11 protein-coding genes are annotated in these 12124 nt (G+C 62.8%); 5 read left to right on the top strand and 6 right to left on the bottom strand.

Annotation, left to right across the window (positions count from 1 at the left end; all coding sequences use genetic code 11):
* Positions 1-407 precede the first annotated feature (407 nt).
* Positions 408-1283 (top strand): transporter, encoded by an 876-nt coding sequence (locus tag RH91_RS03595; RefSeq protein WP_010161171.1) that lies wholly within the window; start codon positions 408-410, stop codon positions 1281-1283.
* A 50-nt stretch (positions 1284-1333) separates the two neighbouring features.
* Here the strand turns inward: RH91_RS03595 and RH91_RS03590 are convergent, their stop codons facing one another.
* From RH91_RS03590 to RH91_RS03580, 3 genes are all read right to left on the bottom strand, one after another.
* Positions 1334-3442, bottom strand: coding sequence for a M3 family metallopeptidase (locus RH91_RS03590; RefSeq protein ID WP_010161170.1), 2109 nt, complete (start codon positions 3440-3442; stop codon positions 1334-1336).
* A 247-nt stretch (positions 3443-3689) separates the two neighbouring features.
* Positions 3690-4685 carry a GDP-mannose 4,6-dehydratase gene (locus tag RH91_RS03585; protein ID WP_010161169.1) on the bottom strand — a complete coding sequence of 332 codons (996 nt, stop codon included), beginning with the start codon at positions 4683-4685 and terminating at the stop codon, positions 3690-3692.
* A 199-nt stretch (positions 4686-4884) separates the two neighbouring features.
* On the bottom strand, positions 4885-5649 hold the full coding sequence (locus RH91_RS03580; RefSeq protein WP_010161168.1) for a metallophosphoesterase family protein: 765 nt from the start codon (positions 5647-5649) through the stop codon (positions 4885-4887).
* 279 nt (positions 5650-5928) lie between these two features.
* Here RH91_RS03580 and RH91_RS03575 point away from each other — a divergent pair, with 279 nt between their 5' ends.
* From RH91_RS03575 to RH91_RS03560, 4 genes are all read left to right on the top strand, one after another.
* Positions 5929-7740, top strand: coding sequence for a DUF885 domain-containing protein (locus RH91_RS03575; RefSeq protein ID WP_010161167.1), 1812 nt, complete (start codon positions 5929-5931; stop codon positions 7738-7740).
* 231 nt (positions 7741-7971) lie between these two features.
* Positions 7972-9408: an APC family permease gene (locus RH91_RS03570; RefSeq protein ID WP_010161166.1), complete on the top strand. Its 1437-nt coding sequence runs from the start codon at positions 7972-7974 to the stop codon at positions 9406-9408.
* Positions 9409-9598: 190 nt separating this feature from the next.
* On the top strand, positions 9599-9805 hold the full coding sequence (locus RH91_RS23435) for a DUF433 domain-containing protein (RefSeq protein ID WP_037478505.1): 207 nt from the start codon (positions 9599-9601) through the stop codon (positions 9803-9805).
* Positions 9802-10098, top strand: a complete 297-nt coding sequence (locus tag RH91_RS03560) for a nucleotidyltransferase family protein (RefSeq protein WP_010161163.1) — start codon at positions 9802-9804, stop codon at positions 10096-10098. The genes RH91_RS23435 and RH91_RS03560 overlap by 4 nt, the downstream gene beginning before the upstream one ends.
* A 123-nt stretch (positions 10099-10221) precedes the next feature.
* On the opposite strand, the gene RH91_RS22185 is transcribed toward RH91_RS03560, so the two are convergent.
* The 3 genes from RH91_RS22185 to RH91_RS22180 are packed head-to-tail and all read right to left on the bottom strand — an operon-like array spanning position 10222 to position 12122.
* A complete protein-coding gene (locus RH91_RS22185; protein WP_157136838.1) occupies positions 10222-10701 on the bottom strand; it encodes a hypothetical protein in 480 nt (159 codons plus the stop codon).
* Between the two features lie 9 nt (positions 10702-10710).
* Positions 10711-11826: an XRE family transcriptional regulator gene (locus tag RH91_RS21395; protein ID WP_010161161.1), complete on the bottom strand. Its 1116-nt coding sequence runs from the start codon at positions 11824-11826 to the stop codon at positions 10711-10713.
* On the bottom strand, positions 11823-12122 hold the full coding sequence (locus RH91_RS22180; RefSeq protein ID WP_157136837.1) for a hypothetical protein: 300 nt from the start codon (positions 12120-12122) through the stop codon (positions 11823-11825). The genes RH91_RS21395 and RH91_RS22180 overlap by 4 nt, the downstream gene beginning before the upstream one ends.
* Positions 12123-12124 lie beyond the last annotated feature (2 nt).

Below are 12124 nucleotides of genomic sequence, written 5' to 3'. Positions count from 1 at the left end.
AGCTTTCCACCAAAGCCGGACATTCGTGCTTACTGCGCGGCAAGGCACCGACGACAAATAGCGCGGTCAGAACGCCGCCAGAAAGCATGAGCATTCACAGTAATCTAGAGAATTATTTCCCGAGGTATTTTCTGAGGTTTTTAAATTAATAACGACGTTAAACCCTATTATGATCCAACAACTTAAGTTTACATTTTGAATTCCTCCGTCTCCGCCATCGGCTCTTCGCCCCAGAGCAACGCCGTACGTTTGGCTGCTTGAGGTCTCCGGTTGAAGCGACCTCCGGCAAGTCCGACCTGAACTCCGCCCATTTCCGCAAGTCCCTGGCGATCGGCGGCATTGGTCTGCCGATTTGCATCAAGCAGTCGGTGCTTGCTCGAAGCCGCTGGTTTTTGCAGGGCGGGCGCATGAAATACGCTGCACCGAAACGAATCGCCTTGCTGGCCGCGACGATGCTTGTCGCATCAGCCGCTCCCGCGCTCGCGCAGGAGGCCGCCAAAGGCGATCCGGCGCAGGGCACGGGGCCGTTGCCGCCGAATGTCGCGCCCGACCCCACGCCGATCTGTACCGACCGGCCGAGCAAGGCGACGACGACCTGCACGGTTCCCGCCGGAGCGGTTCAGATCGAGACCGACCTCGTCAACTGGACGCGCGAGACCTCGGACGGCGTGCGGACCGATACCGTCCTGTTCACGAACCCCACGCTGAAATACGGCGTAGGCAGGCACACCGACGTCGAAGTCAATTTCGTCCCGTATGAATCGGTGCGCATGCGGATGGACGACGGTTCAGTCACCACCGATCGCGGGATCGGCGACCTGTATCTCCGCGCGAAACAGAAGCTGACCGTCGACAAGTCGAAGACCCAGGTCGCGCTGGTCGGGTTCGTCAAGGCGCCGACCGCCGGGTCGACGCGCGGCAACGGGCATTGGGAGGGTGGGGCGGTCGTTCCGGTGAACATCCCGCTCCCCTTCGACTTCACGCTGACCACCAGTCCGGAACTCGACATTTCCGCCGACCAGTCGATGGGGAATGGCAATCATGTCGAACTCGCCAACCTGATCAACCTGGCGCATCCGGTTGGCAAGAAAGCGACGGTCTACGCCGAACTGTGGACCAAGGAGAGCTTCGAGCCGCGCATGAATACGCAGCAATATTCGGCGGATTTCGCGGCGGCCTACCAGATCACCAAGACGCTCCAGCTGGATGCCTCGGCCTATATCGGCCTCAACCGCGAAACCCCCGGGCTGCAGCTCTATACGGGCATCTCGACGCGCTTCTAAGCGGCACGGCACGGCTCTGCGCGGGTTGCGCGCGGTGCCGTGCCGTGCCGTTACGATTTCGCCGGGTTCAGCCCGTGCTTGCGCAGGAGCGGGGCGACCTGCGGGTCGTGGCCGGTCATCGCGCGGAACATGATGGAGTAATCCTGGGTATGCCCGCGCGACAGGATCAGGTCGCGGAAGCGCTGCCCGTTCGCGCGCGTCATCCCGCCATGCTGCTCGAACCAGTCGTAGACGTTCTGCTGGATCATGTCGGTCCATAGATAGGCGTAATAGCCCGCGGCATAGCCCGAGCCCCAGATGTGCGCGAAGTAGCTCGTGCGGTAGCGTGGCGGGACGTGCGCGGCATCCAGCCCGGTCTCGCCCAGCGCCTTCGCCTCGAATGCGTCGACGTCGGTCGGCACCGCGGCTGCCGGGACCGAATGCCACGCCATGTCGAGTTGCGCCGCCGCGAGCGTCTCGCCGAAGCTGTATCCCTGGTTGAACGTCTCGGCGCGCTTGATCTTGTCGACCAGCACCTGCGGCATCGCTGCGCCGGTCTGATAATGATGCGCGTAATGCGCGAGCACGCGCGGTTCGAGCGCCCAATGCTCGTTGAACTGCGACGGGAATTCGACGAAATCACGCGCCACCGCGGTGCCCGACAGCGTCGGATAGGTCTGGTTTGCGAACAAACCGTGCAAGCCGTGGCCGAATTCATGGAACATCGTCCGCACGTCCGAGAACGTCACCAGCCCGGGCTGGCCGTCCGCGGGCTTGGTAAAATTGGCGGTGTTGGAGATGACCGGCCTGGTCCCGAAAATCTTCGCCTGGCGGACGAAGCTGTTCATCCACGCGCCGCCCGACTTGTTGTCGCGCTTCCAGTAATCGAAATAGGCGAGACCCAGCGGCGTCCCGCTTTCCTCGAACACCTCGTAGACACGAATGTCGGGATGATAGGTCGGGATGTCGGTCCGCCGCTTGAACGTTACCCCGTACAGTTGCGTGGCGGCGTAGAAGACGCCGTTCTCGAGCACGTTCCAGATCTCGAGATATGGCTTGGTCTCGTTGAGATCGAGGTCGAACTTCGCCTTGCGGACCTTTTCCGCGTACAACGCCCAATCCCAGGGTTCGAGCTTGAAGCCCCCCTTGTCCGCATCGATCGCCTGCTGAAGCTCGCCGACCTGTGCCGCCTGCGCGGCGGCGACGGGGGCGTCGAGCGCGTTGAGGAAGCCGCGCGCGGTGTCGGCGGTCTTGGCCATCTGCTCCGCCAGCGAATAGTCCGCCCAGGTCTTGAAGCCGAGGAGATTGGCCTTGCGGGTCCGCAGCGCGATGAGTTGCAGGATTGCCGCGCGGGTATCGGTGGCGTCGCCCTTTTCGGCGCGCGTCCAGCTCTGGTCGAACAGCGCCTTGCGCGTCGTGCGGTCGGTGAGGGACTCGAGCGCCGGCTGGCCGGTCGTGTTCTGGAGCGACAGCAGATACTTGCCCGGCAGCTTGCGGTCGGCGGCGTCGCGCGCGGCGGACTGGACCTCGCCTGCCGACATTCCGGCCAGCTTTGCCGGATCGTCAAGCACCAGCGCCCCCGCCTTGGTGGCGGCAAGCAGCCGCTGGCGGAAGGCGATGCCGGCGGTCGAAATCTGCTTGTTGAGGTCGCGCAGCGTAGTCTGGTCGGCCGCCGAAAGTTGCGCGCCGGCGCGGATGAACGTCTTGTAATAGTCCTCGACCAGCATCGCCTGTTCGGCATCCAGCTTCAGCGACGCCTTGCGGTCGTACAGCGCTTTCACGCGCGCAAACAGCTTCGGGTCGAGGTAGATCGTGTCGCCATAGGCCGCGAGCTTGGGGGCGAGCGCCGCCTGCGCCGCCTGCAGCGCCGGATTGGTGTTCGCCTGCGTCACCTGCCCGAAGGCCGATTGCGCGCGCGCCAGCATTTGCCCCTGGCGTTCCATTGCGAGGATCGTGTTGTCGAAGGTCGGCGCGGCGGAATTATCGGCGATGGCGCGCACTTCGGCGAGGCTTTCGGCGATCCCCTGCTCGATCGCCGGCTGATAATCGCCATCCTGGATCTTGTCGAACGGCGGCGCCTGATAGGGCAGGGTGCTGCGTTGCGCGAACGGATTGGCGGCCTCGGCAGGAGCGGTGCCGATCACGGCGGCAACAGTGGCAAGCAGGAACGTACGACGCATGTTCAGTCCTTTCGGGATGGGCGGACGCTAGCGAAGGGGGCCGTGGCTTGTCGACCCTGGCCGACCAAACCGTCCTGGAATTGTGGCGGGCATGCGGTGCCGGCCGCTCTTGCGCAGGTCGCGCCACTGGAGCGATACAAGGCGTGCGTTTCGGTTTTCGTCCTGCGGACGATGGAGCTGTTACTGCCGAACGTCGGGCCGGGTTCCGTGCAGACCATGGCGCACCGCGGGACCAGTTCCGGGCCGGTCAAAGCCCGTGATAGTCGCGATACCAGTCGACAAAGCGGGGGACGCCTTCCGCAATGGTGGTGCGTGGTTCGTAGCCGAGATCGCGGTGGATCGCGCTGATGTCGGCAAAGGTGTCGCGCACGTCGCCCGGTTGCATCGGCAGGAGGTTGCGCGTCGCCGTCTTCCCGCACGCCTGCTCGATCAATGCGATCATCTCGCCGAGGTCTTCCGAGCGACTGTTGCCGATGTTGTAGATCCGGTGCGGGCTGATGCTGCCGCCGGCCTTGACCGTCGCGTCGTCAGCGGGCGGCGAATCGAGGCAGGCGATGATCCCGGCAACGATGTCGTCGATATAGGTGAAGTCGCGGCGCATCCGCCCCTCGCCGAAGACATTGATCGGGCGACCTTCGTAGATCGCCTTGGTGAACAGCCACATCGCCATGTCGGGGCGGCCCCACGGGCCATAGACGGTAAAGAAGCGCAGACCCGTCTGCGGCAGGCGAAACAGATGCGCGTAGGTCTCGCTCATCAGTTCGTCCGCTTTCTTGGTCGCCGCATACAGCGACAGCGGGTGATCGACCCGATCCTCGACGCGGAATGGCAGCGTGTCGTTCCCGCCATAGACCGAGGAGGACGAGGCGTAGACCATATGCTCGACCGTACGATGCCGCGCGACCTCGAGCAGGTTGAGATGCCCCGCGAGGTTGGACTGAAGATAGGCGCGCGGGTTCTCGATCGAGTAGCGGACGCCCGCCTGCGCGCCGAGGTGGACGATCCGGTCGAACGCCTGACCGTCGAGTGCGGCGTCGAGCGCCTCATGGTCGGAGAAATCGACCTGCGCGAAGGTGAACGCGTCCCCCGCCTCCGCGAGCAGCGCAAGGCGGGCGTGTTTCAGCGAGACGTCGTAATAAGCGTTGAGGTTGTCGATCCCGAACACGGTATCACCGCGCGCCAGCAGGACGCGCGCGACGTGGCAGCCGATGAATCCGGCGACACCGGTGACGAGAATCCGCATGCGATCACTCCTGTTGGTGCCGCCTCGTAGAGAAGGACGGGGTGGATCGGCAAGCGCGATGGTGGGCGGATGATACCTCGACAATCGCTACAGTGTCGGTGTGCGTGTGCTTGAGGACGTGCCTGCGCCCGATAGTTGGCGCGAGGACCCGCAGACTATCGCTTGGGCAGGCGTATCTGGATCGCCGCGGGAAAAGGCATCAGCTCGTCTGCAGGAAGCGGATCATGCTTTGCTCGACGACGATCACGGTCAACACGTCGGTGCGATACGCACCGGTATCGATCCCGATCCGGTTGGCGCGCCGTTCGACCCCGTCGCTGATCGTGTGGCCGTGCACCACTAGGAACCCGTGGTCGTTCGCGTCGGTCAGGAACGGGGCGCGGATCCAGCGCAGGTCCCGCGGTTGCTGCGCCTCGATCGGCACGCCGGGGCGGATCCCGGCATGGACGAACAGGTAATCGCCGAAGCGGAAGGTATCGCCGAACGTCTTAAGGAACGTCACATGCTCGGGCGGAATCGCGGCGGTCAGCACTTCGGCGATCTGCGCCTCGCTCATCCCGGTCAACGCCGAGGGGGAGACGCCATAGCTTTCGGCACAGGCATCGCCGCCGAAACCGAGCCAGTCATAGGCCAGCCCCGGCTCACCCGCGAGCACGCGCAACAGGATCTCTTCGTGATTGCCGAGCAGGAACAGCGCTTTCGCCGGAAAATGCTGAAGGGTGCGCAGCCGTTCGATGACGCCCGCCGAATCCGCGCCGCGGTCGATCAGGTCGCCGAGGAACACCAGTCCGATCGTTCCGACGGGATGGTGCGCGATATCGTCCGCAATCTGCGCAAGCAGATCCTCGAGCAGATCCAGCCGCCCGTGGATATCGCCGACGGCATAGACGCGCTGACCTTCGGGAGCCGAGAAGTCGCGGGGGGCGATGTTGGCGGAGACGCGACGAAACAGTTTCTGGAACAAGCCAACCTCGAACGATGCGCACCGAATGTCCGGACCCGCTGTATATAGGGTGTGCGAACGTTTGTATCGTCGACACCTCGCGGTCGTCTGGCAGCATGCACGCGGGTGCAAGCACATTCGTGATTTCGACGGTTCGACCCCGGCACGCAACAGGCGGGAGAAGCGGTTGCAATCCGCCATCGACTTGGATGCCCTTCGCACGACGGACTGCGAATTTGCCGGGCGCGATTGCGTTGTTCCGGCCTGCGCGCGACAAGCGGGCTTTCCAAGGAGAATTCGATGCGTCTTGCCTTCGCCCTGATCGTGTTGCCGGTCGTGCCCCTCCTCCAGGCAAATGCCCCGGTCCCGCTCCAGACGGCGCAGGCCCCTTCGCAGGACGCGGCCCTGCTGCAATTTCTCGATCGCGCGTTTGACGCGCAGGTTGCGCTCAGCCCGGAACGGCAGACCGAGCTCGGGCTCAAGACCGACTATGACCGGCTCGACGATTATACCGATGCGGCGACGGTGCGTGCACAGGCGCTCGAAGAACAACAGCTGAAGGCGCTGCACGCGCGGTTCCGCCCCGAGCAACTCGGCGAGAATGCGCGGGTCAGCTACCGACTGTTCGAGGATCGCGTTGCGCGCGACCGGGACTCGTTCCGGTTTCGCACGTTGCGCTTCCCGGTTTCGACCAACGGCAGCCCGGCGGGCGATATTCCGGTGATGCTGATCAACAACCACAAGATCGACACGGTCGCCGACGCGCGCGCCTATATCGCACGGCTGCGCGATACCGAGCGGGTGATGACCGAGGTCGCCGCAACGATGCGGTCGCAGGCGGCGGCCGGCATTATCCCCAACAAGGTCAATTTCGCCCCCGCGCGCGCCGATGCACGCGCGGTCATCACCGGCGCGCCGTTCGACGGCGGGGCGGATTCGTCGTTGCTCGCGGACTTCCGCAAGAAGGTCGGCGCGCTCGACGCGCCCGCTGCGACCAAGGCGACGTTGCTGGCGGACGCGCAGGCGGCGCTCACCGGCCCGTTCCGTCGCGGCTATGGCACGTTGTTCGCCGCGCTCGACGCGGTCGAGCCGTTGTCGACGGGCAATTACGGCGCGTGGCACCTGCCCGACGGCGCGGCTTATTATGCCGACCAGCTCAAGAACGCGACGACCACCACCCTCACGCCCGACCAGGTCCATGACCTCGGGCTGCGGCAGGTCGCGTCGATCCGGCAGGAGATGGAAGCGATCAAGCGCCAGGTCGGCTTCACCGGCACGCTCGAACAGTTCTTCACCAAGATCCGCACCGACCCGCAGTTCAAATATCCCAACACGCAGGCGGGGCGCGATGCCTATCTGGGCGATGCGCGCGCGGTGATCGCGTCGGTGATGGTCGCCGCGCCCCGCTATTTCCGGGTGTTGCCCAAGATCCCGCTCGAGGTGCGCGCGGTCGAGAAATGGCGCGAGGGGACCGCGTCGACCGCCTTCTACAACCCGCCGTCGGCGGATGGATCGCGCCCCGGCATCTATTACGTCAACCTGGTCGACATGAACCAGACGCAGAAGGTCCAGGTCGCCGGAATCGCCGCGCATGAGGGCGCGCCCGGCCACCATTTCCAGCTTGCGCGGCAGCAGGCGCTGACCGACCTGCCCAAGTTCCGCAAGTTCGGCTTCTATGGGGCCTATGGCGAGGGCTGGGGGCTGTATTCGGAACGACTTGCGGACGAGATGGGGGTATATAAGGATCCGTATTCCCGCTTCGGGATGCTGTCGCTCCAGGTATGGCGCGCGATCCGGCTGGTGCTCGATACCGGCATCCATTCCAAGCGCTGGACCCGCGAGCAGGCGATCGCTTATTTCAAGGCGAACAGCTCGGTGTCGGACAAGGACATCGCGCGCGAGGTCGACCGCTATTTCAACTGGCCCGGGCAGGCGACGAGCTACATGGTCGGCCAGCTCAAGATCACCGAACTGCGCAAACGCGCGGAGAAGGCGCTTGGGCCGCGGTTCGATATTCGCGATTTTCACGAGGCGGTGCTGAGCCAGGGGTCGCTGCCGCTCGACGTGCTGGATGAGCAGGTGAACCGCTATATCGCGGCGAAGCGGGGGTAGCGGGGGGAAGCGCTTCGATCCAGAAACCGCTTCCCCGGCGGAGGCCGGGGCCCAGTCGGGATGGCCGAGGTAACGAAGCGCTGTCCTCCCCTTCGGCGCCTCGCTCCTGGGCCCCGGCCTTCGCCTGGGAAGCGCTTCTTTGGGAAGGGTGGCCGCGTGCTTTCGCGGCGGGGGAAACGGTCCTATGCGAGCGGCTTGGGCCTACGAACCCGGCCAGGAAGGACCGCCGCCTTGACGACCAGACCGACCCTGTGGACGACGCTGTTCCGCTGCAAGCCCGTCGCCGACTTCGTCGTGGCCGGAGAAGGGCATGGCCACGGCCTGGGGCGCAAGTTCGGGCTGTTTCAGCTGACCATGCTGGGCGTCGGCGCGACGATCGGGACGGGGATCTTCGTCGCGCTGACGACCGCGGTGCCCGAGGCGGGGCCGGCGGTGAGCGTGTCGTTCGTGATCGCCGGGATCACCGCCGCGCTGACCGCGCTTTGCTATGCCGAGCTGGCGTCGGCGGTGCCGGTGGCGGGGTCGTCTTACTCTTATGCCTATGCAACCATGGGAGAATTGGCCGCCTTCCTGATCGGCGCGTGCCTGTTGCTCGAGTATGGTGTGTCGGCCTCGGCGATTGCGGTGGGGTGGGGGCAGTATCTCAACGAGGCGCTGAGCCTCACCACCGGCTGGCGCATTCCCGATGCGATCGCGCGGCCGCCGGGGGCGGGCGGGGTGGTCAATCTGCCCGCGGTCGTGCTGGTCGGGCTGTGCCTGACGCTGCTGCTGCGCGGCGCAAAGGAGTCGACCAGCGTCAATGCGGTGCTGGTTCTGCTCAAGCTTGCCGTCCTTTTGCTGTTCGTCTGCGTCGCTTTCGCGCATTTCAACACCGCTAATCTCCACCCGTTCGCGCCCAAGGGGCTGATCGGGATCGGCTCGGCGGCGTCGTCGATCTTTTTCTCCTACATCGGGATCGACGCGGTCTCGACCGCGGGCGAGGAGGTCGACAATCCGCGCCGCAACCTGCCGCTCGCGATCATCCTGTCGCTGCTGATCGTCACCGCCGCCTATATCCTCGTCGCGGTCGCCGCGGTCGGCGCGCAGCCGTGGACCGCGTTCAAGGGCCAGGAAGCGGGGCTCGCGGTGATCCTCCACAATCTGACCGGAGCGGCGTGGCCCGCGCTCGCGCTGTCGCTCGGTGCGATCGCGTCGATCTTCAGCGTGACATTGGTGGTGCTCTACGGCCAGACGCGGATTCTGTATGCGATGAGCCGCGACGGGCTGCTCCCCGCCTTCTTCCGCCGGGTCGACCCGGTGCGGCAGGTGCCGCGGCAGAACACCTGGGTGGTCGCGGGCGGGGTCGCGCTGCTCGCGGCGTTGGTGCCGCTCGACGTGCTGGTCAATCTGACGAGCATGGGGACGCTGATCGCCTTCGCCTCGGTGTCGATCGGCGTGATCCTGCTCCGCCGCAGCCGCCCGGACCTGCCGCGCGGCTACCGCGTGCCCTTCTACCCTGTTCTGCCGATCGCGAGCGCCGCCTTCTGCCTGTACCTGATCGCGGGGTTGCCGAAGGACACGTATCTGCTGTTCGCGGTGTGGCTGGGCGGGGCGGCGGCGCTGTACTTCGGCTATTCGCGGCGGCGGTCGCTGCTGGCGACGGGGGCGGCGGGCGCTTCGGAAGGGTAGGCGTCGGGCGGGCGCGGGGTGCGGATCGCCCGGTGGGTCGGGCGAAACCTTGGGGTGCGGTGGTGTCAAAGAGCGGGCGGGAGCTTAGGCTTTCGGGGGCGTGTAGGACAGTGGGGGCGCACGATCGCTGTAGCGGGGAAGGGTCGTCGGCGATCTTGACCGTCCGGCGTTATGGTCGCACCCTCTGTGCATGAAGCTACCCGGCTTTCCCCGTATCATCGTGGACTCTGCCCTTTGCGGCGGGCGACCCACCATTGCGGGAACCCGGGTGCGCGTGACCGATGTGCTCGAAATGCTCGCGGGTGGCGCGGGCACGACGGAGATCCTCGAGGACTTCCCCTATCTGGTCGAGGCAGACGTACGCGCCGCGCTGTCTTACCCGGCGAACCAGCCATGAACCGCGCGACGATCATCAGCCGGGTGAAGCGCAACGAGGCCGGGCTGACCGCCCTGGGGTTGCAGCATGTCTCGCTGTTCGGGTCGGTGGCGCGGGGCGAGGCGTCCGAGGCGTCCGATGTCGATCTGGCGGTGACGCTGGATGCGGCGGCGGGGATCGACCTGTTTCGCTTTTCTGCGCTGGGCGAGCAGGTGTCGCGGATGCTCGATGCGAAGGTCGATCTGGTCCTCGAGCCTGCGCGCTCGGCGCGGATGCAGGCCGAGATCGACCGGGACCGGGTGCTTGTCTACTGAGCGCGAGGCGCTTCGGTTGCGCGATATTATCGACAATATCGACCGTATTACGGGGTATGTCACCGGTATGGATTTCGCCGCTTTTGCCGCTGTCCGCTCAGTTTGTTAAGACTGCAATCTGGTTCAGGCAGCCTTATCGCTCGCATCTCGGCTAGCTTCCAACTCAGCGACGTCATCAGTGAAATCTAGAATCATTTGGATTGGCTTGATTCCACCGCGTTCTGCGTTGAAATGATCAACGTCCTGCTTTGCCTGGAAACAGTCATTCGCTATCGCTTTTCTACGCTGTGCGAAGGACTTCTCCATAAAGATACGTGGAGCAGTATCTATGTCGGCCCAAAGGGTAAGCTGAACGCCGCCCACGCTTTCACGAACAGAATGATTGGCCCGGTAGGTTCGTCCCTCACTATCGACACGCTTCTCTTCTCGAAGACTGTCGGCAAGAGCCTCGCGGCACAATTTTACTACACTCCGGGGCGCTGGAAAAAACAGACTTCTCGCAACGGCCCATTCAGCGACCGCATCAAGCGATACGGGTTCTGAACCGACTTCTTCAGTATAGTTTCGAAATATTTCAAGCATCTGTTCTTTGAAATTTGCCATAATGACCTCCTAAAGATGAACCTCTGGAACAATTCCCCAGCCGTCAGACATAACATCCGATAACAGGTACTTTCTCACAGGAACCTGATACTTTCTCAGATAGTCGTATCTACCCATGCGTTTTTGAAGTTGGCCAACTGCAATTGCGGGATGTACGTTGTTAACGGTTGCAAAACCCAAGACATCCTTCTCCGAGAAGTAGGGAGCTTTGCGAGCATAAAAAGAATCCATCTTTTGGATAGGTATGCCAAAATCAGCTGCAGCACTGTTGGCCATCAGTTCTTCATCACTCGAAGAACTTTGATCGGCCATGTTATCGATCATGCCAATTGAATTTTTACCATGGCCCTGTAAAACATGCTCAATTTCGTGACGCAAAACGAACCAAAAATTATCGAACCTATCATGAAGCGTAGATAGCCCCACGACAGGCTGATCGTCTGCGATCCAAGTACAGACTCCATCTATCTTCGATCCCGGAAGAGACTCGACAATCACAACTCTAACGCCGGCACTACGTAGCAAGGTGGTTGCTTCAGGTGCCGCCTCCGGGTAAATCATCAGAGCTCGAAGACGAGGAAGCAGCGCCTGTAGTTTAGCCATATCGTAACGTGGAGCATCGATGAGCCTGGCAATTTGCCGAACTCTGTAAACCCACGCGATTTGACTGGGTGTGTTTTCTACGTAGTGTGTCCTCTTTGCTGCAAACGCCACTGAACTTTCGTGGTCATTGTCATTGCTACCTTCAAAAAACCGTGAAACCTGAAGTTCAAGCAGCGAACCTTCGGATTCAGCGATCCAGCCACGTCGAATCATTTCGCGAATGGGAAACTTTCCCTGCAAAACTGCACGAGTTTTGACCCCGGGATCTGGGTCCTTCGCCCGACTAATGTCATAGTGTGATTGCAGATTAGCAAATAGTTGAGGGTCGACTCCAAAGGCCGATCCCAACAATCTTGCCATGTCGGCAGTAATTGTACGCTTGCCAGACATTAGAGGGTTAAGTTGCTGTTCAGTCTGACCCAAGATAAATGCCAAATCGCGCTGCGACCATCCTCGGCATGCCAGTTCTTCCTTGATGAAATTACCGGGGGGGCTGAGTTCTACCATCTTGTCGGAGTTCATGCCGCATCCCCTGCGTTGTACTCGGCAACTTCTAGAACGACCGAGCGAGGGCGATCGTCATTTTCAAATTTAATTTTCATGTGCCATTTTTCGTTGATCCGCACGGTATGCATGCCAGGCAATTCTGCGGTGGGAGAGAGACCGAAGCTCCGCCAACTGCGCAACGTAGCGAGATCGGGAGACGCTCGGAGGATGCTTAAACGAGCGCGTGCCGTACTGATTACAGCGTAAGGCAGATGAGTTTCCGCTGCTCGATGCGTTTCGATCAAGCCCAGTCGTTCATCTGCGAAGCTCACAT

Source organism: Sphingomonas sp. PAMC 26617, from assembly GCF_000242835.1.
Taxonomy (GTDB): domain Bacteria; phylum Pseudomonadota; class Alphaproteobacteria; order Sphingomonadales; family Sphingomonadaceae; genus Sphingomonas.
Note: the sequence above shows the minus strand (reverse complement) of the source record. Positions and strands in the feature narration are given on the sequence as shown.

Coding starts and splice junctions, on each gene's coding strand:
- RH91_RS03575 (WP_010161167.1), top strand. CDS start 5,929: ATGCGTCTTGCCTTCGCCCTGATCGTGTTGCCGGTCGTGCCCCTCCTC.
- RH91_RS21395 (WP_010161161.1), bottom strand. CDS start 11,826: ATGAACTCCGACAAGATGGTAGAACTCAGCCCCCCCGGTAATTTCATC.
- RH91_RS23435 (WP_037478505.1), top strand. CDS start 9,599: ATGAAGCTACCCGGCTTTCCCCGTATCATCGTGGACTCTGCCCTTTGC.
- RH91_RS03590 (WP_010161170.1), bottom strand. CDS start 3,442: ATGCGTCGTACGTTCCTGCTTGCCACTGTTGCCGCCGTGATCGGCACC.
- RH91_RS03560 (WP_010161163.1), top strand. CDS start 9,802: ATGAACCGCGCGACGATCATCAGCCGGGTGAAGCGCAACGAGGCCGGG.
- RH91_RS03585 (WP_010161169.1), bottom strand. CDS start 4,685: ATGCGGATTCTCGTCACCGGTGTCGCCGGATTCATCGGCTGCCACGTC.
- RH91_RS22185 (WP_157136838.1), bottom strand. CDS start 10,701: ATGGCAAATTTCAAAGAACAGATGCTTGAAATATTTCGAAACTATACT.
- RH91_RS03595 (WP_010161171.1), top strand. CDS start 408: ATGAAATACGCTGCACCGAAACGAATCGCCTTGCTGGCCGCGACGATG.